Source organism: bacterium, assembly GCA_016786595.1.
Lineage (GTDB): Bacteria > Bdellovibrionota_C > UBA2361 > SZUA-149 > JAEUWB01 > JAEUWB01.
The window spans coordinates 53,637-76,987 of record JAEUWB010000011.1 but is presented as its reverse complement, the minus strand read 5'-3'; the positions used below and the strand labels follow the sequence as shown (position 1 = coordinate 76,987).

Genomic DNA, 23,351 nt, shown 5'->3' with positions numbered 1-23,351 from the left:
GCTTACGATAAACTATAAAATAGCCGCTCTAAGACTTTGACCTTATCTCTCAGTGCAGCGGCTTGTTCGAAGCGCAAGCGCTTGGCTAGTGCGAACATTTCTTTGCGATATTTTTCTAGAAGCAACTGGCATTCGCGCTGAGTTTTGGGCAATTCCTTCACATCTATTTCCGCAAAGATTTCTTCACGAGAAATAAATTGTGCCTCCTGAGCACGTGTTACTGAACGAGGGATAATCTGATGCACGCTATTATACTCAATCTGCATTTTACGCCGGCGTTCTGTTTCTCGCACCGCGTATTTGATTGAGTCTGTCTGCTTGTCGGCATAAAGAATAACTCTGCCGTTGAGATTACGTGCGGCGCGGCCAATTGTTTGAATTAAGCTCGTGCTTGAACGCAAAAACCCTTCTTTATCCGCATCCATAATCCCGACAAGGCTGACTTCAGGTAAATCTAGGCCTTCGCGTAGCAAATTAATGCCGACTAAAATGTCATAGTCTCCGTTACGAAGTGAACGAATCAGCTCAATGCGCTCTAGAACTTCAATGTCGGAATGTAAATAGCGTACCTTTAGCCCCTGTTCACGATAGTATTCTGACAAATCTTCGGCTAGGCGCTTCGTTAATGTCGTTACAAGCACGCGCTCACGACGCGCAATCACTTGCGCAATTTCCGCCTGAAAATCTATGACCTGATTCTGCGCAGGTCGAATTTCCACAACTGGATCAATTAATCCAGTGGGACGGATAATTTGTTCAACTACATTACCAGGAGAAATATCTGAGCACTGAGCTTGTTCTAATTCATACTTTGCAGGGGTCGCGGAAACAAAAATTATATCTTTAGTGCGCTCAAGAAACTCATCAAAACGTAGTGGACGATTATCTAGCGCTGAGGGCAATCTAAATCCATAATCAACTAGCGTTTGCTTGCGCGAACGATCACCGCGATACATCCCTAAAAGTTGTGGCACTGTGACATGGCTTTCATCGATCACCACTAAAAGATCTTCGGGGAAATAATCCACTAGCGTCGGCGGTGGTTCTCCAGGTAGGCGCCCTGTGAGATGTCGCGAATAATTCTCAATGCCTGGGCAGAATCCCATTTCCTCTAGCAACTCAAGGTCATAACGCACGCGCTGTTCAAGACGCTTAGACTCAAGTGTTTTTCCTAAACCGTCGAGCTCCGGAATGCATGCTTCAAGCTCAGAGCGAATTGTTTTCAACGCTCGATCCACATTCTCGCGTGAGGTTACAAAGTGGCTAGCCGGGTAAATACAGGCACGCTCCAGACGCGCTCTTGCAGTGCCGGAAATACGGTCAATTTCAGAAATCGCTTCGAGTTCCTCGCCGAAGAATTCAAGTCGCAAGGCAAGTTCATCTTCAGCAACAGGAATTACTTCAACAACGTCACCACGGGCACGAAATGTGCCCGCGGTGGGTTCCGTTTCTTCTCGTGTATACTGTAAATCAACAAGTTTTCTTAAAACTTTCTCTTTGGTAATTTTGCTACCGCGTTCAAGAAAAAGCACAGACTCAAAGTAAACTTCGGGCTCACCCAAACCGTAAATACAACTTACACTTGAAACAATAATCACATCCCGTCTTTCAAGTAGCGCCTTAGTGGCAGCATGTCTGAGCTTGTCGATTTCATCGTTAATCGCGGCGTCTTTCTCAATATAAGTATCTGTCGATGGCACGTAGGCTTCAGGTTGGTAGTAGTCGTAATAGCTGACAAAATAGCGTACGGCATTCTTGGGAAATAATTCCAGAAATTCAGAATAAAGTTGTGCGGCTAATGTTTTATTATGCGCCAAAACAAGGGTCGGACGTTGGAGCTTTTGAATTACATTGGCAATTGTAAATGTCTTACCGGAGCCAGTAATACCCAAGAGCACGTGACGCGACTGCGACTTGCCCTTAGCACTCAATGTGCCCAGGCGTTGCGTTGCAATATTTTGCGTAAGTGCGTCAATTGCAGCGGGCTGATCGCCGCAAGGAGTATTTTTACTAATAAGCTCAAATTGCGTTTTCCAATCAACTTGTTCTAAGAATTTTTGATTGGGAAACTTTTGCACGCCTGCTTGCATCAGTAACTAAGTGCGGGCCGTCAAAATTCTTTCTTCGGCCATGGCTAGCGCGATCTCCCCTGGCAATTCTCCACTTTGTTTTGCACGCTGAAAAATCGTCTTAATCGTTTCATAGATACGTTCCACACGTTCCATCACGCGCGACAAGGTAAATCCTCCGCTTTCCAATTCATCGGCACAAGAGATCACTCCGCCTGCGTTAATTGCAAAATCTGGTGCGTAGAGAATTTCGCGCGACCAAATCATGCGTTCAGTTTGCGGGCCTTCAAGTTGGTTATTCGCTGCGCCTGCAAGGATTTTGCACTTCAAGCGGTTGACAGTTTGTGGATTAATAATTCCGCCAATCGCGCAAGGTGCGAAAATGTCACAGGGTACGGATAAAATTTCATCAGGGCTTACTTCTTCAACATCAACTTCTTTTTTTAGAGCTGTAACTTGGCGTTCGTTGGTATCCGCAACAATCACATGTGCGCCTGCTTTAACTAGGTCTAATACGAGTGGGTAGCCAACATGGCCTGCACCTTGCACGGCAATTGTTCGGCCTTTAAGATCGCCGCTACCGAAAAGCTCTTCAAGGCAGGCACGCATTCCATAGAGTAACCCTTTAGCAGTATATGGAGAGGGATCTCCCGATCCGCCTTCGTTTGGGTCGCGGCCAACCACGTATTTTGTGCCCCTGCGAATTGATTGCATATCCTCAACAGAAGTTCCCATATCTTCCGCCGAATAATAAATGCCACTTAAAGACTCAACGATTCGCCCGAACGATTCGAAGAAAGCTTGGCGTTCAACTTGCAACTTATAGCGGTCCGCCATAATGACAGCCTTACCGCCACCAATATTAAGTCCCGCGAGAGCATTTTTATAAGTCATCGCCTCAGACAGTCTTAGTACATCCGCCAGAGCGTGATCGAACGATTCATAATTACGCACACGACAACCACCAAGACTTGGCCCCAGTGTTGTATCGTGAACCCCAATAATTGTTTTGAGGCCAGTCTTCCTGTCTTGCGCTACGATCACGCGTTCGTGTTTTCTTTCTGTAAGCTCGTTAATTGCTATCACGTTGACTTTCCCTTATAAATTAGTCGAAATAACTGGCTATCTTGTATACAGAATCTAAATAAATGAACAACTGGGCGAGAAAATCTGGGCTCAAAAAGTATCTTGCACCGGCAAGCGCACTGGTGTGGGTTGCGACAACGATTTCCCTCTGTATTTGGTGGTTTTACTTCTCCTATTCACAAGTCAATCGGCTAGAGCGTTTGGGCGTTTCTCCCAGCAACGAAGCGCTAAAACATCATAAGATGTTAATGTGGGAGGGCGCAACGTTAGTTGTTTCGCTACTTCTCGGTGCTGCGGCTTTACTTTATTTCATCATCAAGGAGCGGCGTGCCCGAGCTGAGCTTGAAACATTTTTATCGGCATTTACTCATGAATTAAAAACACCGCTATCAAGCATTCAACTGCAGGCCGAGCTTTTGCAAAAAAAACTCGCGCAGGCTGAGAATAAAAGTATTTTAGAGCGGCTACAATCCGAAGTTCAGCGCCTCACAGCGCAGCTCGAGAATTCGCTTTACTTGGTGGGCACAGATGCGAAGCGGTTTTACATTGAAAAGATTGATCTTGCCGAATTACTGCTGCGTGTGATTGGGCGTTTCCCTGCGCTAGAGTTAGATCTTGAATTATCCTCAGGTCCGCATCTTGTTGAAAGTGATGCGCGCGCGCTGGAAATGGTTTTGTCGAACATTGCAATAAATGCAATCGTGCACGGTTCAGCTAATCGGCTCAGCGTGAGCGTGGAGCAAGAGGCAACGAGAACAGTTTTAAGAATTGCCGATAATGGCAAAGGCTATGCTGAGCAGGCCAATTTTTTAGGTAAAGCATTTAGTCGCGTTTACTCTGGGAGCGGCAGTGGAGTGGGCTTGTATGTAAGTCGAGCTGTTTTGCGGGCACTTGGGGGAGATCTAATTTTTAAGGACCCTGCACGTGGGTTTATGTTAGAAATAACTTTACCGAGAAAGGGCATACGCAGCGAATGAAAGCAGTAATATTACTTGTTGAGGATGATTTAGTGCTGGGTCAATCACTCAAAGAGGGATTGACCGATGCTGATTACGATGTAATTTGGGTGACGACTGCGCATGAGATCGTGAGTCAAAAGCTAACGCGTAAGGTTGATGCTGCATTATTAGATGTGGGTTTACCTGATGGAGACGGGTTTAGTGTTGCTCAGACTTTATTAACTAAGCGTCCAGAGTTGCCGGTAATTTTTCTAACTGCGCGGACTGAGGCCGAGGATCGGCTGCGTGGGTATGAACTTGGCGCGGTTGACTATATTCCTAAGCCATTTTTATTAAGGGAATTGTTATTGCGCTTAGAGCGAGTTTTGGAAAAGACGTTAGTGTTAGAGGCAGCGAATCAAGCGCAATTGCAGGTAGTAGTTTTACCTCGAGGTGCGGTTTACGACCCTGCGGCGCTGGCGATTAAATTTGCAGATGCTGTTACTGAAGCTTTGCAGTTACATGACAATACGATTTTACGGACTTTAATTGCACGTGCACCGAGTGCAATTTCTCGGGACGATCTATTAGCGTTAACCTGGGGCAAGGAGGGCAACCCACGTTCCGTGGACAATGCGATTGTGAGGTTGCGGACGATATTTAAGCGGATCGATCTTGATCCGATCAAGTCTGTGCGTGGGCTGGGTTATCAATGGGATGTCTAGTAAATCTCTCTACTGACTAAATACAACTAATGCTTAGCCTTTCGCATTTGTCCACGATTAACTAAGGCGTCATCGATACGGGCGCTAAGCATGTCCGCATAATGTTGGGGCCTGAAAATACCTTTCATTTTTACCTCAGGACGATCAGCAAACGCTGTCCAAACTAAAATCGTACCAGTATTAAAAATTCGCTCAAGAATGCCTTGGGAGACTCTCACACCTAAAATATCTTCAAAGGGAATGTTAACCTGCTCACGACGCAGCGACATCATTCCAGTCGTCGAACGTAAGTGATGATCAGACATGTAGTGACAAGAGTCTCGCATTAGCATCAGTGGACGAGCCAAACCAACAATCAAAAATAATAGCCATACTGGCAAGGTAAGTTCAGCGATACCAAGAAAGCCAACCGGTATTTCTAAGCCATACGCATCCGAGCGACTAGTAAATGAGTAAATCAGATATGCAACGGCAAAGACCAGTAGTACATACGGGATCACTGAGATCCAACTGCGCTTTACTCTGACTTGTTTAGTTTTGATCACAACGCACTTTTTATAATTATTTTAGTATACAGTTGCTTAGTTTTCTTGCGCTTTAACATCAGGCTTAAAGGTAGCATAAACGTACACTGGAATGCCCATATCTCCAAGGTGCTTGGCGATTAATGGTTTAACATCATCCCAGTCGAGTCGTCCTACGCCTGTAGCGATTTTAGTAATTGCTATTGATTTAATCTTTTCCTTTTCAATTACCTTACGCAACTCTCTTAAAGCATGATTAACATAATCAAGATGAGCAATTCCAGGCTTAGCACCATGGCCATAAGCAGCCTCTTGTGTTAGTAAATTTGCGATGCGCACTCGGTCAGCACCAGTCCACACCCAAACCTGTCCGGGTTCTGGATGTGTAGTCTGACAATAATGTCTAAAATCTTTGTATAGCGCTGGCCACCGATCCCGCAAACTCAGCGCTAAGCCTTGTCCAAAATTATCGTTTGGGGCAACTCCATGAGCTATCAAATCTGATCCGCTTAATAAAATATCACCGACAACTTCTTTAATCATAATTAATATATCTCCTGGCATCAGAGTAATCATTCTCAAACAAAGAAACAAAGTTTTTTATAAAAATTTAATGTGCAAAATGCGATCAAGGAAACTTGTCAAGAATGCAGCTAATTCGCTCAACCTATGAAGTTGAATGTATAATTCAAGTATTTGAAGAAAAAGAACTAATGCGCGGAGAAGATCGTTGGCAGAAAAATCACTGGAGCAGTGACAATATTAAACTTCATTATGTGCAGTGTTTTCACTAGGCACGGGGTCACGGCCATTAAGTTGAGGAAAGCAGGCAAGTCCTTGTCATTTTGAGCCCTTCGGCCCAATTAGGACGAACTCCACGAGGCGTAGTCGAGAAATCTTCAAATTTCTCCAGTAAATGCAGTTGGGGACTTTCAATTCGCTCTTACTGGACTCGCTCAGGATGACGAAAAAAAATCCTTAACTTAACGGCCAACGGCCATAGGTACAGGGTTTCGGCCATAGGTACAGGGTTTCGGCCATAGGTACAGGGTTACTTTTTTCTGGCCGATGAGCAACATCAGTCCTCAAACGGCCGAAAATACTAATAGAGTAATCGTAACTATTAGGAGGCTATCTACAATGCCACGCAATCCAAAGTGTTTTTTTAATAACTCAGTGCTAGAAATATCAAGTAGTATTCAAGAGGGGCTGCCTTTTGTAGCGACTCCCTATTTTGCTGTAATCATTGAAGGTATATTAGCTAGCGCATCAACCCAATACCCTATTACAATATGTCACTATATTTTCATGGGAAATCATTTTCATTTAATTTGCATTGTGCATAACCCTGAGGACGTGCCGAAATTTATGAGATATCTTAAATGTGAATTAGGGCATGCAATTAATAGGCTTTGTGGAAGAAGTCAAAGAAGCGTATGGGTTTCTGGATATGATTCTGTAATTGCATTAGATCCAGCAAAAGTTATGGACAGAATTGCTTACCTATACCTCAACCCTGTTACAGCTGATCTAGTGGACAAAATTTCTGAATATCCAGGGGTATCTAGTTATCGAGCACTGCTTGAAGGGAACATTAGCAAAACTTGCAAGAAAATCTCGCGCGATCAAATTTTCAAATTGCCTGACGCTGATATGAGTATCGAAGAACAGGAATTGCTTGCGAGGAAGCTTGAAGCTGGCAAAGGAATTAATTATAAACTCAAAATTCAACCGTGGGCATTCTTAAAATGTTTTAAGCAATGTGTAGAGTTGCAATCGGAACTATATAAAAAGGAACTTCTCAACACCATCGCCGATAGGGAACACGGACAAAGACTTCGTCGCACACGACGAGTAATTGGTCCGCATGCATTACGAATTCGTTCATTCAGTCTTCCGTACACCTCTAAACGATCAGGTTTCAAAACGTTTTGCATGTCGTCAGATATCGAACTAAGAAAAGCTTTTACTGGATGGTTTAAGGGGCAAATTGACTTAGCAAGAAAAGCGTTTGCGATGTGGAAAATTGGGGCCTTACACTTCAGGCCCCCTCCTGGATTCTTTACTCCCGGCGGCCATCTTTTAGCTAGTGCCTTGCTACCGCTGCCGATAGGATAAAAAATAAGCTTGCAGCTAATTTTTAACGAGATTTTGTGCGCTCGTCATGGTGAAGTTTATTCACGAAGTTAGAAATTGGAGTATTTTCTGAAGTTGGATGGAAATGGGTAGATGAATTGCTCGGTCTTGAGGCTTTTGTCGGTCATTTGGAAGTTCTCCCTCTAGGCATAGCCGATACTTACACACATAGTAGGCCCTGCACCTAATAGGGACCTAATAGGCAAATAGGGATAATGTATTCTAACTCCCCACCCGCTTAAGCAATACCCCGTAATGTAAATACGGAAAAATCACCTTCAACTCATGCCCAGACACATCCCCCGTCAACGCCACTCTTAAAGCCTGAAAAAGCCCCTTCCCCGCACGCCCACTCTCCCTCTTAAGATAATCTATCAACGCCGACAAATCCGCTTCACTGTAAAAATTCGACTTCGGCCGATGCCCTTCAAGATAATTTTTCAAACAAAGTTTAAATTTTGGAAAATCCCGGTCACTCGCGATGAAGTCATTTGCCGCCGGCGTCAAATCCAACATATCCACAGACACTAACTTGGCAACATCCTCAACTTCCTTCAGCGAATGGAACCCATCCTTCAGCGCATGCACTAACATCTCAAAGCGGCCTGGCTCAAATAATGCCCCCAAGCGATCATTCCAACCCTGAATAAAACTCGCAGAATAATCCAAAACCTGGCGACCAGATAAAAGCTTCATCCACTCCACATTTAAAAACCTTAATCGCGGTTCATCAAAAACAGCCCCACCCTTATGCACACGGTCAAACGAAAATACTTCACCAGCCTCTGCTAAAGTTAGAATTTCCCTACCTCTCGGATCTGACCATCCAAGCAACATCAGAAAATTAATAATCGCCTCAGGGATAAACCCAGCATTCCGGAATTCCGTTACAGCCGTAAGAGTCGCGGTATCCCGCTTAGATAATTTGTGCCCATCTGAACCTAAAATCAGCGGCAAATGCGCAAACTGAGGATCATTTACCCCCAACGCCCTAAACATCAAAACATGCTTTGCAGTATTCGTTAGATGGTCCTGACCACGCACAACATGAGTGATCTTCATATCAATATCATCACACACGCTAGCTAAATGATACGTAGGCTCGCCATCGGAACGAATTAGGACTGGGGGCGGTCCAAGCGACTGCGGTCTAAATTCACATTGCCCACAAACAAGATCTGTAATGCGGATCAAATCATGCCCATAGCGTTGACGAATCGCACCATCAGGACATTTCTCAGCAGCCCCCCTCGCTAGCAAAACCTCTAACTGTTTTGCATATAAAGCCTTACGCTCAGCTTGATGATAACTACCTGCTGGACCTCCCACTTCAGGTCCTTCATCAAAATTCAAACCCAACCACTTTAATCCAGCTATGATATCTTCCTCAAAGCGCTTCTCAGAGCGACTGCGATCTGTATCATCAATGCGTAAAATAAACTTGCCGCCTTGGTTCCTGGCAAACAAATAATTAAAGAGCGCAGTTCGCGCACCGCCGATGTGAAACGGTCCTGTCGGACTTGGTGCAAAACGTAAACGAACCAAAGGGCCTCTAAAATTTAAATTATTTCTCTTCGCCTAATTCAGAAATCTGAAACGGCCCACGCGCGCCCCACTTTTGACGCAGTTTTGCAAAGGTTGCTGCCTCAACTGGCTGAGCCTTATTGCCCCAACTACTACGCACGTATGTCGCAATCGCAGCAAGCTCTTTATCATTAAGTTGAGGTCCGAAAGCAACCATCGCGTTATTATAATCTGCACCCAAAACCTTGATCGGACCAATCAGACCATAGAGCATAATCGACCCCATGCGTTCTACATTGTCCCCTACGACATAAGGGCTCTGGTCCAACGGAGGGAATGCCCCTGGCACACCCTTACCTGTTGCCTGATGGCACACAGCGCAGTTAGTTGCATAGAGTTTTGCGCCGTCTGCAGGAGCATCTGGACCGACAGGTGCAACATCGGAAATATTTGCATTCCCCGGAATAATCGAGACAGCAGCATTTGATGCATATTGAGGCTGTGCAACCAATGGCTGCGCTTTGCCAGTTCCACCAAATTCCTTACTCTTTCGCTTGCACCCAATCGCAGTAGTAAAAACTACAGCGAATACGAGCACCATCAATAGTATCGACTTCTTAGTGTTAAAAATTTTCATACAAAGTGCATTTTACTTCGAGAAGCAAAGAACTCCTGTTTTTATACTGATATCTACATATTTCATTACTGAGCAAAGTAAAAAACGTCAACAACTTCAATAAATTATCAGCTTTTATCCGAGATTTTTGCAGTCTTTGGCGGGATTCTTACAGTATACCCAGCTGGAACATTCGCTCGGCCCTGCCAAACTGGTTTAAGGAAATTCGGATTTAAACGCTCCAAATCCCCTCTTGTAACACCCGTAAGGCGTTCAACCTCCGAGATTTTCATCGACCTTGCCACTTGATATTCATCAAAATACCATGGTTCATCTCGCCGCAATCCTGGGAAATACTGCTCACTGTTTTGCTCCAAATCGAGCGCAGCTAAAAAAGATGCAAAAAAATTACTCGAAGCAAATCCAAATGTTGGATTTTCGTACTCATCAATAATCCTCTCAATTTTCCTCGACCCAGTTTCACGAATTGCCTTTAACACTCCACTCACTCCGTGATTATAAGAAGTAATAGCCAATGGCCAGGCTTCTAAATCTTCGTAGGCAAGACTTAGGTAGCGCGCGGCTGCATGACTGGCTCGAATTGGATCGCGACGTTCGTCGATATTCGATGTAATATTTAAAAATCGCTTTCCAGTGGATCGCATAAACTGCCAAATGCCCGCAGCTCCAACCGAACTATAAGCCTCATAATTAAAAGATGATTCCACTAACGGGAGTCGTGAAATTTCCCACGGCAATCCGCGCTCTCTAAAAATTCTCTCAATTGCATAAAGATAACGCCCCGAACGACGTAATCCAGCTTCAAATTGATCGCGAATCCCCGTTTGACTACGAACCATCTCCCCTGCAGCAGAAGTCTTATATAGTCTTGATTTATTACCGGGAATTTCTCTAAAAAGCTGCACAATACGCTTTTCTAGCTCATCACTTGGAGCTTTACCTTGAGCTAATGCAAGTAAAGCTAAGCGCACGCGATCTTTTTCTTTCTCAACTGCGCGCTCACGCAATTTAGCATAAACCTTAGCTGCTGGTTTGGCTTGTAAGTCACTAAAATCTAATACCGAGTAGATGATTTGTGGATACAAGCGATGATGGATAACCGCTTGAGTCTTATCGTATTTTCCTAGCACTAATTTCCAAAATTCAACCCTACCCGCAAGCTCCTTCGAGGGGCGAAATTCTGGAGAAATTTTTGACGTTGCCGCATTTTGGCGCTTGCTCGTTACCTCCCCTTCAAGCTTAGCTTGAAGATTGTCTTGATAAATACGCTCCTGCGCTCCTGCCACCGACACGCTCAAGCAGCAAAGTATAGCAAAAATAATTCTACTGTAATTTTTCATCGCCAAAACCACTCACGATAAATTAAATTTTCGATCCAATAATCAATTTAACAATTTCATTTTCTAGCGATCTCGCTCCACCGCTATTGCTTAAAATCACAAACGCAACGCGGCGATTCGAGCCTGTCGTTGCATAGCCCGCCAAAGCTGTCACTCCTGCTAGTGTCCCAGTTTTAGCCCAAACACTATCCGCCTGAGTCTCGCGCGACAAGACCTTCAATGCACTACTATTTCTTGGCCTAAGTTTACGCTTACGCAGAGTGCCCGTGTGACCAAAGCGGCTAAACGAGGCAATAAAATCAGGGGCAATTGAAAAGTCATGATAGGCATAACGCAGCACGCGACTCAGGCAACTTGCAGTAATGCGATTTTTCTTGCTTAAGCCCGACCCATCATAAACTGCGTATGACCCAGCAGCGCATTCCAGTTCGGCTAACATTGCATGAATCCGTTCGATCCCGAGATGGCTGCGAAAATACCCTTTAGCATCTTGACCTAAAGCAAATAGTAATTGATTTGCAACCACGTTATTACTGGTGTGATTCATTTCTCGAATCGCATCGGCAAGAGTCGAAAATTCAAACGAATCAATCAAGCGCGCATTACCTGGAGTCGCTCCAATGCGCAGTTGTCCTTTAATTTTAATACCCTGACGCCTGAAATATTCAGCAAAGGTATTAGCCACTGCCATCTCGGGATTTAATAATGCTCGCCGGTAACTTGCTGGTCGAGAGAGCCCACCAATTTTTCCGGAAATTTTGAGGGTGGGCAATTGCCCGCTTGTGTTTTGAAAAAATTCCCCGCCCTTTTGTATTACTCCAGTTTCGATCACTGTAATTTGATTGACTGCACGACTCGAAGTTTGCACTTGATTATCAACGATAAAAGGGCTGCCCGCTGGTAAATACACACTTGCACGTTCGCCTGAGCCCCCCGGGTAAACCTCAAGAGTTAGCGTATTTTGATTTAGCGTAAGCGCACTTGTCCCAGCTTGATAAGCCTTAGCCCCCGATGCAGGGAACGGGTCAACAAACAGAGAGTTATCCACTACGATGTCATTAATTTCACGCACACCTCGCCGCGAGACGGCCAAAGACATTTCTTCAATATCACTGGTATCTAAGAGCGGGTCTCCGTAACCGCGGATATAAAGCGAACCAATTGCTCCGTGTTGATTCGGCGTAAGTTCTGAAAAAACCTCTGTAGGTATTTTATAATCACTTCCCAGATACTTTAGTGCCGCTACGCTAGTCACAATTTTCATGACAGATGCAGGCATAAGTACTTGATCAGCATTAAATTTAAATAACTGATTGCCAGTTTCAAGATCTGTGACGACTACGCCAAGCTTACTCTTACTCCGAAGTTTCTGCATCAATCTTGCTGCTGCATCAGCGAGTTGATTATTCTCGGCGCTGGCTGCCCGACTGATAGCAAATGTCAAAAGCAGCACAAGGCCAGAGCGCATCAAGCTTGTTTGCCATAACTTAACTGCGCAAGTGGCACTGACCGCTAGCGGAAAAAACCCTAAGTTCTTTGGATCTCTACGATTCATAGTTACTAGATACTGACTTGCACACACAAAGCATTTTCACATAACCTTTCATCGAAACTTAGACCATAGTGAAAATGACAAATTTGCTTAAAAAGTATTGCTGAGGCTCAGATGCAATCAACTATCAAAGATAAACTCTTGCCAGATCTGGTGTTAGTGTTAACCACGGTTGACTCTGCTCATGCCGCAGAAGAACTTGCCCAGAAAGTCTTGCAGCAGCAATTGGCTGCATGTATTTCAGTGATTGCCAACATTACGTCGCACTACAACTGGAACGGTAAGCGCGAAAAATCAACCGAACAGCAACTCTTAATCAAAACCAGTCAAGACAACTCGCTTGCACTAATTCGCTTGCTTGAAGAAATTCACCCTTATCAATGCCCAGAAATAATTGTCCTGGATCAAGTCAAAGCTTCACTGCAATATAGCACTTGGGTTAAAGACTGCTGCAAACACTAATCCTAGAGAAGATTCAGTTGCTATTTGATTTCACGCAACAGGACTTTTGCAACAGCGGCCACAGGAACAGCAAGCACGATTCCAACTAGTCCAAATAAATTTCCGCCAATCATTAAAGCAACCATGACGACTAAAGGATGTACGCCGACGGTTTCACCGACTAATTTTGGAGTAAGCACGAATGACTCAAGCAACTGCACAACTGCAATTACTGTCCAAGCCAAGAAAACAGCAGTAAAAGTTCCGTAGGTCACAACTGATAAAAGTGTTCCAAAAATCAAGGCAACAGTTGAGCCCAGATAAGGAACAATTCCTAGCATCCCAGAACTCATGCCGATGCCGATCGCATTAGGCAAGCTAATCACTGAAAATCCAATGCTGTAGAGTATGCCCAGGGCAAAACAGACCATTAATTGGCCCTTCACGAAGGCACCAAGAATTGAGCGTGTTTGCTTGAGCACAGTTAAAGTTTTACTGCGAAATCGCGGAGGAATTAACTCGGCGCCCCAACTATGGATACGCTCCAAATCGCAAATCATGTAAAAAGTGAAAAATGGCAGCAATAAAATATTTAAGAGCGCAAGGCCAATTGAATAGCCTTGCAGCATTCCCGTTTTTAAAACTTCCCAAATTTCATTGGCATAAGTAGTACCCAAGCGTCTTAATTCTGAACGCAGCGCTTCCTGGTCCACGGATACGTCTTTAGGAAAATTTAAAACCGAGCCTAAGCGCTCACGAATGAAAACATTGACCCAATCTAAGTATCTAGGGAATTCAGCGATCACATCAACGGTTTCACGGATCAGCGGAGGAACGATCAACAGAATCACAATCAGTGCAACAAGTAGCACTAAGGTGCCAAGAAAGATCGCACTACGCGCTCGGCTACGTCCCTTGGCTTCGTAACGCGTGACATAGGGGTCAAATGCAAGCGCAAGTCCGTAGGAGACAAAAAGCAAGACTGCAACTTCGTGAATCCAAATCAAGGTCGCAACCGCTGCAGCAAGAATGATAAAAAAACGCTTTTCTTCAAAACTCAAGTCTTTCATGTCTTACCTAAAGTGCAAAACTGGTTCACCGAAAAGCTCTTCGGCCTTATTACAAAGCGCCTCTGAAGGTTCGATTTTAATTGCTTCCGGTAAAGAAACTACCACTTCGCTTTGCTTTGGTGAAACTAGAATTAATTTCACTGGGCAGGCACCCTTAAATTCCTTGAGTAAAGACTCAAGCTTTTGCAAACGCTCGTTAGAGCAACGCTCAAGACTTACCCGCACCAGCGCTTCCTTGGCGGTTTTATCTCTAAGCGTAACTGCAGACTGAATATCCTGAGCAATAATCTGGCGCCTTTCATCGGTCACATCAAGTCGACCTGTGACGATAATCGGATCCTCCGAAGCGAGTAAAGCATGAACTTTTTGGTAAACATCTGGCCACACAATCACATCGACGTAACTCGTCAAATCTTCAAGTGAGAAAGTTGCGTAGCGGTCTCCTTTCTTAGTATTTTTCAGTTTAAGAAAATTAATCACTCCCGCCACTAAAACTTGCACACCGTCAATTTGCGTTTCTAAAGTTTCAATGCTCATACTCCCTAGACGCCTCAGCTCCGGGCGGAAGCGTTCCAGTGGATGTCCACTTAAATAAAAACCTAAAGCCTCGCGCTCATAGCTAAGCCGTGTTTGACTTGGCCATTCAGGAATTTTGCGCTCCATTCGCGCAAGCTGAGTTGGCTTAGAAACTTTTCCAAGAGCATTGCCAAACAGCGAAATTTGATTTGAATCTCGGTCCGCTTTCCAGCGCGCGCCGGTGCTCATGCATTCATCTAATTCAGCAAATAACTGCGCTCGCGTGGTGCCAGTCCAATCAAAGGCACCAGACTTAATCAGATTTTCAATAGTCCGATGATTCACTGCCGAAAGATCAACGCGACAACAAAAGTCAAGTAAGCTTACGAAATTACCACCCCGATTGCGCTCATCAATAATTTGTTCAACTCCTTTTTCGCCAATTCCACTAATCGCACCAAGCCCAAACAAAATACTCTCACGATCTACCGAAAAACCGACAAGCCCGCGGTTAACATCAGGTGGTAAAATCGAAATTCCAAGCTCACGACATTCGTTGAGATTTTTTAGCGTTTTGTCACTATCACGCATTTCAAATGTCATTAATGCTGCCAAGAATTGTCGTGGGTAGTGCGCTTTGAGATATGCAGTCTGATAGGAAATTAACGCGTAGGCCACAGAGTGACTACGGTTAAATCCGTAGCGCGCAAAGGTTTCCATTTGATCAAAAATTTCTACTGCAAGAGCTTCCGTTAACCCCTTAGCAGTTGCCCCAGCAATGAAACGTTTGCGTTGCTTGGCCATTTCAGCTGGCTTCTTTTTACCCATGGCGCGGCGTAATAAATCCGCATCCCCGAGCGAGTAACCTGCAAGGTCGCGCGCGATTTGCATGATTTGCTCTTGGTAGAGAATAATTCCGTAGGTATCTTTCAGAATTGTTTCCAGCAATGGATGTAAATATTTCACAGGCTCACGGCCGTGCTTGCGATTGATAAAGTGATCGGCCATGCCAGCATCTAATGGCCCAGGTCGATATAAGGCGAGAATCGCCACAATATCCTCGAAGCAGTTAGGGCGTAAGCGAATTACCATGTCGGTAATGCCAGAGGATTCGAGCTGGAAAATTCCTGTTGTTTTTCCAGCAGAGATTAAACGGTAAGTCTGCTCGTCGTTTAATGGCAAGGCGCTTAATTTTGGTGGCACAGCTCCACTTAAACTGATTAAACGGCAGGCCTGATCTAAAACAGTAAGTGTTTTCAAACCTAGGAAGTCAAATTTCACAAGACCAAGTTTTTCAACTGCACCCATCGCAAGTTGCGTAATAACCTGACCTTCCTTATCGGTCATCAAGGGCAGCAATTCCATCACAGGTCTGTCAGCAATCACAATCCCTGCGGCATGAGTAGAAGTATGTCGAGAGAGTCCCTCTAACTTCATTGCCAATTGGATTAGCTCTGCTCCTTCACCTTCACTAAACTCCTTCAGACGCTTTTCCATCTGCAGGGCTTCGGCAATTGAAAAATCAAAACCCTGACGTGGTGCGGGAATTAATTTCGCAATGCGATCGGTTTCGGCAAAACTTAAGCCCAAAACACGACCGACATCCTTAATCACAGCCTTGGCCTTAAGCGTTCCAAAGGTCACAATTTGGGCAACTTTTTCCCGACCATAGCGCTCGCGCACGTATTCGATCACGCGATCGCGGCCATTTACACAAAAATCAATATCAATATCGGGCAAACTAATACGTTCTGGATTTAAAAACCGCTCGAAGAGGAGCTTGTGTTCGATGGGATCAACGTCTGTAATGCCCAGGGCATAAGCGACAAGTGATCCGGCAGCACTGCCCCGGCCTGGACCAACTGCAATTTGGTTTGATTTAGCCCAGCCGATGAAATCTGCCACAACAAGGAAGTAGCCTTCAAACCCCATTTGTAGGATCAACTTAATTTCTTCTTCCAAGCGCTCGTCATATCCAGTTACTTGTTCGGGAGAAAATTTCCTTCCGGATAATGCGTATTCTTTAAAGCGCTGAGTTAAGCCCTCCCGCGCCTGTTGCGCAAAGTAATCATCTGGCGCTGCCTCAATATCAAACTGCGGCATGTAATGTGTGTTAAAATTAAATTCCAATTCACAGCGCTTGGCGATTTCGCCTGAGCACTCAACTGCATCGGCAAAATCAGGAAGCTCCCGCAACATTTCTTCTTCTGTTTTCAAATATAGATCGCACCCGGGATGCTGCATACGGTCTTTATCGGTTAAAAGTTTCCCCGTAGAAACGCAGAGTAAAACTTCATGTGCACGCAAATCATCGCGGTATAAATAGTGGGCATCATTGGTGGCAACTAAGGGAATTCCACAACTCTTGCCGAGCTCACGCGCAACGGCATTCAGCATGCGCTGTTCTTTGAGGTCGTGCGGTTGAACTTCAAGGAAAAATCTGTCACCAAAAACTTGTGCGTAGCGTTCAATAATTTCGCGGGCGCGATCTTCCTGACCCTCACTGGCATAGGCAGCAAATTCGCTAGCTAAGCATCCGCTTAAGCAGATCAGCCCTGCGCTATGTTCTTTGAGCAAATCAAAATCGATGCGTGGTTTGTGATAGAAGCCTTCAAGATAACCTAAGGAGGAAAGTCGGCTGAGATTTTCAAAACCTTTCTTGTTTTGCACAAGCAACGTCAGATGGTGGGTTTCAGCTCCGCCTTGCTTCACCGGTCGACGGTCAAAACGACTACCCGCTGTGATATAGACTTCGCAGCCGACGATTGGACGGATGCCGTTATTTTTTGCCTCTTCGTAAAAATCTACGACCGAGTGCATCACTCCGTGATCAGTCACGGCAACGCTTTCTTGTCCAAGTGACTTAACAGTTGCAATCAAATCTTTGATCTTAATTGCACCATCAAGAACGCTATATTGAGTATGAGTGTGTAAATGGCAAAATGGCATGACTGGAAACTACGGCCCCCTGCTGCTAATCGCAAGATCTGTACGATATGCGGTCACGTGAAGCAATATTTACCCATCAAACCAGTGCTCCAATACTAAGAAAACTATTTCCCTTCGGCCAAACTTGAAATTGCTGCTTCCTCCATGCGGTATACTATCCAATCGTTTAAAGGCTTGGCTCCTAGTGACTCATAAAATTCTTGCGCTTTTGTGTTCCAGTCAAGCACTACCCACTCGTAGCGCACGCAGCCTTGAGCTTGAGCGATTCTTGCAACTTCCTTGAGGAGTGCCTTACCTAAGCCTAGCCCTCGAGTATTTGGGTCGACATATAAATCTTCTAAATACATCCCAGGCTTACAGCGAAATGAAGAAAAGTTATTAAAGTAAATCGCGTAACCTTTAATTTCGTCGTCAACTCTACCGACTAGCATCTTAGCAACTGGTTTTTCGCAAAAAAATTGTTCGCGCAAGGATTCAAGCGTGACCTCAAACTGATCAAGAAGTTTCTCGAACTCTGCAAGGCCGCGTAATAACTCCAGAACCTCTGGTAGTTCCTCGATTTTCAAACTAGCGATCTTAATTGCTTTCATGATTGCTTCACTCTTCCTGTTTCTATAGTCTATAGCGCGAGTTACACTATACACAAAATTTCTGCGGGTAGAATTATCAAGAAAAGGCTTTTCGTGGATGATCAGCATTCATGAACGGAAAGTCTCTGGCAAAAAGGTTTTATCTCTAGCTGGGCTTTTCAGGATATGCAGATGACACGTATACAGCGGGTAACCGCATTGTTATTTGTCTTTATGGTAGTAGCGACTGTTCAAGCAACTTTCGCGAACCCGCTAAGACTGACTCAACCAACGACTTTGAGAATTGCAACTATTTCTGGCTACGACTTCTCGATGCCAGCCGGTCGCAATGTCAATGATATCGTTACTCCCAGTTTTGTTGCCGGGCTTGGACAACCAGTTGAATGGGTGCCAATCGGTTCTGGCGACTTGCACGAACAGTTACCGATCATCGGACCAACAGTTGATGGCATCGTGATCACCTTGCGACAAAGCGATGAAGAAGGAAGTTACCTCTTCTGGCCCGGTGACCCTCGAAGTCGAGCTTCAGCTGAACTGCTAAAATCGCTCTCCCTCCAAGGCAAGCGTGTAGTAATCTTAGCCGATGGGATCAATACTGGTTCGAGTCGTGGGACAGGTGTCATTGCTCAAGCATTCGGACTAAGAATTTCCGAGGAGTTGCGTGGTAAAGTCTATCAGACAATGACTTGGAAAAATGCTCAAACCTCGGGAGATGTCTGGAATCCTGTTGAGTTTGCCAGGCCCCTTGCAGGCAGCTGGACAGAAATCGGGCGGATTGACGCGAGTCGGACTTCGGCTATCTTCTCGCCAAGAAGCCGAATTGCTGGGCCAGTTTACTTCGGCACTACCTGCGATCACTTCAACGAGGAGAATCCTGAAACTGCGGAAGATGCTGGCATCAACGCATACGAGCTGGGGAGGTTGCTGCGCTAAGTAGACAAAATCAGGGTCTGACAACAGCTTGTCAGGCCCTGAAAATAAGGTTTTCTTTCCAAAACTCAGCAGACTTTCCCACTTTTCTTTAAATTTGCTATCTACGATGTAATTATTTTTTATCCGCTTTAGTAACCAGGACATTCATGGAAAGTAGATCATTTTTCTTTGTGATTTTATTGTTAGCAACTCTCAGTGGCTGCGCCGATCTCGACCCAAATTACGGCAGTGGCTACGGTGGCTATGGTAGGCCTGACCCTTACTATAATGGCCATGACTATGGTCGTTCAGACTACTATCGCGATCGAGAGCGCGAGCGTATTCGCGAAGAACATCGCAAATTAGAACGTGAGCGGGATCATCTCGAAAACGAGCGCGATCGTCTAGCCGACCAACGTCGACGCGAGGAAGAGGCTCGTCGTGAGGCTGAAAGACGCGAAGCTGAACGTCGACGCGAAGAACGCTGTCCCGCAGGCTTTAGTCCAAGCGAAAGAAAGTGTAGCTCAGAGGAACGCAAACACGGCTGCAAAGATATTCGCTTAGATAACGGCATGGGTTGCGTGCGTAGATAAAACTAGTCTGCGCCTAAGCCTAGGCGTCCAGTAAATTGATTTTACTGGACGCCTAAAAATTTTTAATTGCCCGCAAAAACTCCTCTAAGATTTCGCACAAACTACTACAATTCAAGATTGTATTTGCGGACCGCTACTTGCAGCGACTTATCGAACGTAGCTAGAGGTAGTGCTTTGCGAATTGCCAACTCTAGGTATGTCGCATCATAGACTGTTAGTTCGCTTTCACTCGCCAACCGTAAGACCTCTAAATGTCCTCCCGGAGGAGGGGCAATTTCAACCTCGATTGGCAGTGTTTGCAAGGCCTGATAAATCCCAAATAAACTCGATTTCTTAATTCTCTTGTGACGCACTGACATCAACAAGGCATTTCCGATTTCATAGATCCAAAGTTGAGGCACAATTGCGCCATGAGATAAAATTGATGCTTTGATTTGGTCCGCTAATTCTGAATTTTCTCCAGGAATCACCCAGCTCAACGCTACTGAAGCATCGATAATCATTTTAATATTTCCTACCCTCACGCACTAAGCTGCAGAGATCTGCAGTTGAAACGTAAACTCCTTGGCTTTTAAGCTCTGCTTTTATTTGACTTAATAACTGACTGGCCTGAGTGGCAGCCTTAGACTTTTCGTTAAGATCCTCATAGGGAACTAATTTTGCAATTTTCTTTCCTCTGCGAGTGATCACGATTTCCTCCCTGCCAGATTGGATGCGATCTAAAAATTCACTAAGTTTTGTTTTTGCCTCGAAGGTTCCAACCACCAATTGCTTCATGGTTGAATTATATCATTAACCAACTAGTTTATCAACTAGTTGGTTAACTTTATAACTAATTGTTATTATTTACTTTTCCCAGTTGCGGCTTTAGTTTCTAGTGCAGACTTAGTTGTCTCATCTGCCTTTGGACTCTCTGCAGCAATACTGACAATCGGATTTAGTGAATCCTTAAGCGCTTCACTAGCTTGAAAGCGTGCGTAACGCTTGGCTGGAACCTGTACTGGCTCGCCAGTGCGGGGGTTACGTGCGGTACGGGCTTGTCGCTCTTGAATATGAAACTTACCAAAGCCCTGAAGCTTAACTTCACGGCCTTCCTTAAGCTCGCTTCGCACAGCACTAAAAACCTGATCAATCAGCGTTTCCGCATCTTGACTAGACATTGGCTGAGCTTTGCGAAGCTGTGCCGCTAAATTACTTTCAGCTGCAGCAGGTCCAACATAACAATAAATAAGACTAAGAATAACTAGTTTTTTCATAAACAATATCTCCTTTATGTAACGAGATATTGTCGGCCGAAAACTGAACTTTGTTGCCTAACTCAGAAAAAATTATTTCCGCTCAATTGCCCTTGCTAAACCTGCAAAGTTTGGCGTCAAGAGTTTCAGAGTTGAGTCCCGACTGCCAACTTGAGCTAAGTTAAATGCGTTCGATGAGAAAAGAAAGGTAAACCCCCCATCAGGCCAAAATTCCCTGAAATACTCAACACTTTCTTCATGTGCAAGGTCAAATGCCCTAAATCCGTATTTTTCTACAAGCATTGCCACAAGTTGTAAGCGCAGCGGGGTTTGGTCAAAGCGACTTGGAATCAATCTGCCTTGATGTGCTTCAACGATCTCAATCACTTGCTCTAGAGATTTTGTTAAGATGTAGCTTCTCGATCCACTTGCGCTCGCTGGCACAGCTAGCGCCTCAAGCAAACTCTGTTGCGCTTGGCTTGAAAAATTCTCAGGGAAAAATGCCGTAAAAGTTGCGTCATCGCATCCTTGGATTGCCAGTCTTAAATCAATTCCTGGGATCACGGTTAATTTTTTGCCTGCCGCAGCCAATTTAATCCGTTCAACCGAACTAAAACTATAGCAATCGGTAATTGCGATCAGGTCCAAACTCTTGACAAGCGCAATGCGCACAAGGGCTTCCTCGGCGGTGACATTTTGCGGTGCATAAAAGGTTTCTGAGGCTGAAGTGTGGATGCGTAAATCGATTCTGTACTCCTTTGCTCCGCGCGGGGCTGGAGTGAGAAAATTCTTCAAACGCATCGCAAGTAATTTCGAATGACTTTTAATTTCTGTCTCACGTTCACGCGCTTGTGAACGAAAAAGCTTAAGCTGCGCTTTAGAAGGGGCAGCTTTATAGTTCGGCTGCATGAGTGCGGTTTGAACTGCATTGAGGCTGGTTCTGGAAGCACCAGCTTGCTTAGAAGCGACTGAATTTCTTGATAAATTTGTGCGTGCCAAGGCGAAAACCCCCCGATAATCCATAAAACTCACTGATTCTTATTTTAGATGAACTAACTACCGAGAAGGGTTCAGTAGATAAACCTAGAGAAAAGCTTTGTTTTTTTAAGCTTTAGCAGATTGCAAGAGGCGCACAGTCTCAATCCTATGCCCGATCACTTTGAGCACTGACATTCGTGCAATCACTACGCGGTCGTCTGCGTCAGCTTCAGTATCAATGTGCTCCGCTTTTTCCGCGGCGGAAAGTGGCACGACCTCACCATCAGAATAGAATACTAACTCATCGTCTAAGGTCGGTACACGACCAAGGAAACTATAAAAAAGCCCGGCAATCGTATCATACTCGCCTTCAGGTAGATGAATTCCGAGTCGATGATTTAAATCAGCAACCAAGACCCCTCCGTCGATAATTACTTCCCCACCCGGACGCTGGATTATTTCTTTTAAAGGCTCGTCTGACTCATCAAAGATATCGCCAAAAATTTCTTCAATGACATCTTCAAGCGTAACTAAGCCGTCTACCCCACCGTGCTCATCCAAAACAATTGCAATGTGGATTTTTTTCTTTTTAAACTCACGCAATAACTCGTCAATGCGTTTTGTCCCAGGCACAAACAATATATCGCGCATGATCGATTTGAGATTAAGGTGTTCGCGATTTGAATCACCAAGGGCAATCAGTACGTCCTTGACGAGCACAACGCCGAGCACATGATCGACACTCTCCCCAACCACGGGGATTCTGGAAAAGCCAGATTTGAGCACAATGCCTGCAACTGTAGTTAGTGCTGCATCCTCAGCGATTGTCACCATTTCTGTGCGTGGAGTCATAATCTCGCGAGCAACTGTTTCAGAAAAAACCAGCATGCCCTTAATCATTTGTTCTTCATCCTTATCCAATACTCCCGAGCGAGTGCTCTCAGAGATAATCATGTGTAGTTCAGACGAGGAGTGCACGGTATCGTGGGATGGAGCTGCAGAAATTCCAAAAGTTCTAAGGATTAGCGAAGCTGAACCGTTTAAAATTAACATCGCCGGGCGGCAGATTTTACAAAATAATAAAGTTAACGGTGCAAGTATCCTTAAGAGCGTTTCCGGAAAACGAATTGCAACTGACTTTGCTACAAGCTCTCCGAGCACAACGTGCAAGTAGGTAATAATTGCCATTGATAGAAAGATTGAAAGACCATGTGACAAGAAATCAGAATGCATGTTGCCAAAGAGGCTGGCAAACATCCCATGGAAGGTTTGCTCACCCCACCACCCTAAGACAAGGCTAGTAATTGTAATGCCTAGCTGTGTTGCCGATAAACTATTATCCAAGTCAGAAACCAATGCTAAGGCAGCACTTGCACCGAATTTTTTTTGGAATTCAGGAGTTTGGATGCGAATCTGGCGTGCGCGCACCATGGCAAACTCTGCGGCAACAAAAAAGCCATTCACTGCAACCAGTATAAAAACTAGAATAATATTGGAAATAATACTTGAGGGATCGTCCATAGACTGATTTGTATA

23 protein-coding genes are annotated in these 23,351 nt (G+C 44.8%); 7 read left to right on the top strand and 16 right to left on the bottom strand.

Going from position 1 to position 23,351, the window contains the following annotated elements; genetic code table 11:
- Positions 1–2 precede the first annotated feature (2 nt).
- Entirely contained in the window at positions 3–2,090 is a 2,088-nt protein-coding gene (gene uvrB / locus JNK13_02815) for an excinuclease ABC subunit UvrB (protein MBL7661663.1), read from the bottom strand.
- Positions 2,091–2,096: 6 nt separating this feature from the next.
- The gene (locus JNK13_02810) at positions 2,097–3,152 is read right to left on the bottom strand and encodes a Glu/Leu/Phe/Val dehydrogenase (protein MBL7661662.1); all 1,056 of its coding nucleotides are present in this window, start codon (positions 3,150–3,152) and stop codon (positions 2,097–2,099) included.
- Positions 3,153–3,217: 65 nt separating this feature from the next.
- On the opposite strand from JNK13_02810, the gene JNK13_02805 reads away from it, so the two are divergent.
- On the top strand, positions 3,218–4,132 hold the full coding sequence (locus JNK13_02805; GenBank protein MBL7661661.1) for a HAMP domain-containing histidine kinase: 915 nt from the start codon (positions 3,218–3,220) through the stop codon (positions 4,130–4,132).
- On the top strand, positions 4,129–4,818 hold the full coding sequence (locus JNK13_02800) for a response regulator transcription factor (protein ID MBL7661660.1): 690 nt from the start codon (positions 4,129–4,131) through the stop codon (positions 4,816–4,818). The genes JNK13_02805 and JNK13_02800 overlap by 4 nt, the downstream gene beginning before the upstream one ends.
- A 26-nt stretch (positions 4,819–4,844) precedes the next feature.
- Here the strand turns inward: JNK13_02800 and JNK13_02795 are convergent, their stop codons facing one another.
- Both JNK13_02795 and JNK13_02790 read right to left on the bottom strand, forming a co-directional pair.
- The gene (locus JNK13_02795) at positions 4,845–5,363 is read right to left on the bottom strand and encodes a PH domain-containing protein (protein MBL7661659.1); all 519 of its coding nucleotides are present in this window, start codon (positions 5,361–5,363) and stop codon (positions 4,845–4,847) included.
- 36 nt (positions 5,364–5,399) lie between these two features.
- Complete coding sequence (locus JNK13_02790; protein MBL7661658.1) at positions 5,400–5,885, bottom strand: macro domain-containing protein; 486 nt, start codon at positions 5,883–5,885, stop codon at positions 5,400–5,402.
- Between the two features lie 104 nt (positions 5,886–5,989).
- Here JNK13_02790 and JNK13_02785 point away from each other — a divergent pair, with 104 nt between their 5' ends.
- Positions 5,990–6,136 carry a hypothetical protein gene (locus JNK13_02785; GenBank protein ID MBL7661657.1) on the top strand — a complete coding sequence of 49 codons (147 nt, stop codon included), beginning with the start codon at positions 5,990–5,992 and terminating at the stop codon, positions 6,134–6,136.
- Positions 6,137–6,410: 274 nt separating this feature from the next.
- Positions 6,411–7,460 carry a transposase gene (locus tag JNK13_02780; GenBank protein ID MBL7661656.1) on the top strand — a complete coding sequence of 350 codons (1,050 nt, stop codon included), beginning with the start codon at positions 6,411–6,413 and terminating at the stop codon, positions 7,458–7,460.
- A gap of 240 nt (positions 7,461–7,700) precedes the next feature.
- On the opposite strand, the gene JNK13_02775 is transcribed toward JNK13_02780, so the two are convergent.
- The 4 genes from JNK13_02775 to dacB form a co-directional block, all read right to left on the bottom strand.
- Positions 7,701–9,023 carry a glutamate--tRNA ligase gene (locus JNK13_02775; protein ID MBL7661655.1) on the bottom strand — a complete coding sequence of 441 codons (1,323 nt, stop codon included), beginning with the start codon at positions 9,021–9,023 and terminating at the stop codon, positions 7,701–7,703.
- Positions 9,024–9,042: 19 nt separating this feature from the next.
- Positions 9,043–9,639: a cytochrome c gene (locus JNK13_02770; GenBank protein MBL7661654.1), complete on the bottom strand. Its 597-nt coding sequence runs from the start codon at positions 9,637–9,639 to the stop codon at positions 9,043–9,045.
- Between the two features lie 107 nt (positions 9,640–9,746).
- Positions 9,747–10,979 carry a lytic transglycosylase domain-containing protein gene (locus tag JNK13_02765; protein ID MBL7661653.1) on the bottom strand — a complete coding sequence of 411 codons (1,233 nt, stop codon included), beginning with the start codon at positions 10,977–10,979 and terminating at the stop codon, positions 9,747–9,749.
- A gap of 22 nt (positions 10,980–11,001) precedes the next feature.
- Positions 11,002–12,534, bottom strand: coding sequence for a D-alanyl-D-alanine carboxypeptidase/D-alanyl-D-alanine-endopeptidase (gene dacB / locus JNK13_02760; GenBank protein ID MBL7661652.1), 1,533 nt, complete (start codon positions 12,532–12,534; stop codon positions 11,002–11,004).
- A gap of 111 nt (positions 12,535–12,645) precedes the next feature.
- On the opposite strand from dacB, the gene JNK13_02755 reads away from it, so the two are divergent.
- Positions 12,646–12,993: a divalent-cation tolerance protein CutA gene (locus JNK13_02755; GenBank protein ID MBL7661651.1), complete on the top strand. Its 348-nt coding sequence runs from the start codon at positions 12,646–12,648 to the stop codon at positions 12,991–12,993.
- Between the two features lie 20 nt (positions 12,994–13,013).
- Here the strand turns inward: JNK13_02755 and JNK13_02750 are convergent, their stop codons facing one another.
- From JNK13_02750 to JNK13_02740, 3 genes are all read right to left on the bottom strand, one after another.
- Entirely contained in the window at positions 13,014–14,042 is a 1,029-nt protein-coding gene (locus tag JNK13_02750; GenBank protein MBL7661650.1) for an AI-2E family transporter, read from the bottom strand.
- Positions 14,043–14,045: 3 nt separating this feature from the next.
- The gene (gene dnaE, locus JNK13_02745; GenBank protein ID MBL7661649.1) at positions 14,046–17,507 is read right to left on the bottom strand and encodes a DNA polymerase III subunit alpha; all 3,462 of its coding nucleotides are present in this window, start codon (positions 17,505–17,507) and stop codon (positions 14,046–14,048) included.
- A 104-nt stretch (positions 17,508–17,611) separates the two neighbouring features.
- Positions 17,612–18,097: a GNAT family N-acetyltransferase gene (locus JNK13_02740; GenBank protein ID MBL7661648.1), complete on the bottom strand. Its 486-nt coding sequence runs from the start codon at positions 18,095–18,097 to the stop codon at positions 17,612–17,614.
- A 171-nt stretch (positions 18,098–18,268) separates the two neighbouring features.
- Here JNK13_02740 and JNK13_02735 point away from each other — a divergent pair, with 171 nt between their 5' ends.
- Both JNK13_02735 and JNK13_02730 read left to right on the top strand, forming a co-directional pair.
- Positions 18,269–19,030 carry a hypothetical protein gene (locus JNK13_02735; GenBank protein MBL7661647.1) on the top strand — a complete coding sequence of 254 codons (762 nt, stop codon included), beginning with the start codon at positions 18,269–18,271 and terminating at the stop codon, positions 19,028–19,030.
- A gap of 146 nt (positions 19,031–19,176) precedes the next feature.
- Complete coding sequence (locus JNK13_02730) at positions 19,177–19,602, top strand: hypothetical protein (protein MBL7661646.1); 426 nt, start codon at positions 19,177–19,179, stop codon at positions 19,600–19,602.
- Positions 19,603–19,706: 104 nt separating this feature from the next.
- Here the strand turns inward: JNK13_02730 and JNK13_02725 are convergent, their stop codons facing one another.
- The 5 genes from JNK13_02725 to JNK13_02705 form a co-directional block, all read right to left on the bottom strand.
- The gene (locus JNK13_02725; GenBank protein ID MBL7661645.1) at positions 19,707–20,126 is read right to left on the bottom strand and encodes a type II toxin-antitoxin system VapC family toxin; all 420 of its coding nucleotides are present in this window, start codon (positions 20,124–20,126) and stop codon (positions 19,707–19,709) included.
- Complete coding sequence (locus JNK13_02720) at positions 20,107–20,379, bottom strand: type II toxin-antitoxin system prevent-host-death family antitoxin (GenBank protein MBL7661644.1); 273 nt, start codon at positions 20,377–20,379, stop codon at positions 20,107–20,109. Before JNK13_02720 ends, JNK13_02725 begins: the two co-directional genes overlap by 20 nt.
- Positions 20,380–20,444: 65 nt before the next feature.
- Positions 20,445–20,858: an HU family DNA-binding protein gene (locus JNK13_02715; protein MBL7661643.1), complete on the bottom strand. Its 414-nt coding sequence runs from the start codon at positions 20,856–20,858 to the stop codon at positions 20,445–20,447.
- 72 nt (positions 20,859–20,930) lie between these two features.
- A complete protein-coding gene (locus JNK13_02710; protein ID MBL7661642.1) occupies positions 20,931–21,860 on the bottom strand; it encodes a PHP domain-containing protein in 930 nt (309 codons plus the stop codon).
- Positions 21,861–21,941: 81 nt separating this feature from the next.
- The gene (locus JNK13_02705) at positions 21,942–23,336 is read right to left on the bottom strand and encodes an HlyC/CorC family transporter (protein ID MBL7661641.1); all 1,395 of its coding nucleotides are present in this window, start codon (positions 23,334–23,336) and stop codon (positions 21,942–21,944) included.
- Positions 23,337–23,351 lie beyond the last annotated feature (15 nt).

Excerpts from the sequence above, each read along its gene's own strand:
- uvrB (MBL7661663.1), bottom strand. The coding sequence starts at position 2,090 with ATGCAAGCAGGCGTGCAAAAGTTTCCCAATCAAAAATTCTTAGAACAA.
- JNK13_02720 (MBL7661644.1), bottom strand. The coding sequence starts at position 20,379 with ATGAAGCAATTGGTGGTTGGAACCTTCGAGGCAAAAACAAAACTTAGT.
- JNK13_02750 (MBL7661650.1), bottom strand. The coding sequence starts at position 14,042 with ATGAAAGACTTGAGTTTTGAAGAAAAGCGTTTTTTTATCATTCTTGCT.
- JNK13_02805 (MBL7661661.1), top strand. The coding sequence starts at position 3,218 with ATGAACAACTGGGCGAGAAAATCTGGGCTCAAAAAGTATCTTGCACCG.
- JNK13_02765 (MBL7661653.1), bottom strand. The coding sequence starts at position 10,979 with ATGAAAAATTACAGTAGAATTATTTTTGCTATACTTTGCTGCTTGAGC.
- JNK13_02710 (MBL7661642.1), bottom strand. The coding sequence starts at position 21,860 with ATGGATTATCGGGGGGTTTTCGCCTTGGCACGCACAAATTTATCAAGA.
- JNK13_02790 (MBL7661658.1), bottom strand. The coding sequence starts at position 5,885 with ATGATTAAAGAAGTTGTCGGTGATATTTTATTAAGCGGATCAGATTTG.
- JNK13_02770 (MBL7661654.1), bottom strand. The coding sequence starts at position 9,639 with ATGAAAATTTTTAACACTAAGAAGTCGATACTATTGATGGTGCTCGTA.
- JNK13_02755 (MBL7661651.1), top strand. The coding sequence starts at position 12,646 with ATGCAATCAACTATCAAAGATAAACTCTTGCCAGATCTGGTGTTAGTG.
- dacB (MBL7661652.1), bottom strand. The coding sequence starts at position 12,534 with ATGAATCGTAGAGATCCAAAGAACTTAGGGTTTTTTCCGCTAGCGGTC.
- JNK13_02705 (MBL7661641.1), bottom strand. The coding sequence starts at position 23,336 with ATGGACGATCCCTCAAGTATTATTTCCAATATTATTCTAGTTTTTATA.
- JNK13_02800 (MBL7661660.1), top strand. The coding sequence starts at position 4,129 with ATGAAAGCAGTAATATTACTTGTTGAGGATGATTTAGTGCTGGGTCAA.
- dnaE (MBL7661649.1), bottom strand. The coding sequence starts at position 17,507 with ATGCCATTTTGCCATTTACACACTCATACTCAATATAGCGTTCTTGAT.
- JNK13_02735 (MBL7661647.1), top strand. The coding sequence starts at position 18,269 with ATGACACGTATACAGCGGGTAACCGCATTGTTATTTGTCTTTATGGTA.
- JNK13_02785 (MBL7661657.1), top strand. The coding sequence starts at position 5,990 with ATGCAGCTAATTCGCTCAACCTATGAAGTTGAATGTATAATTCAAGTA.
- JNK13_02730 (MBL7661646.1), top strand. The coding sequence starts at position 19,177 with ATGGAAAGTAGATCATTTTTCTTTGTGATTTTATTGTTAGCAACTCTC.
- JNK13_02740 (MBL7661648.1), bottom strand. The coding sequence starts at position 18,097 with ATGAAAGCAATTAAGATCGCTAGTTTGAAAATCGAGGAACTACCAGAG.
- JNK13_02780 (MBL7661656.1), top strand. The coding sequence starts at position 6,411 with ATGAGCAACATCAGTCCTCAAACGGCCGAAAATACTAATAGAGTAATC.
- JNK13_02715 (MBL7661643.1), bottom strand. The coding sequence starts at position 20,858 with ATGAAAAAACTAGTTATTCTTAGTCTTATTTATTGTTATGTTGGACCT.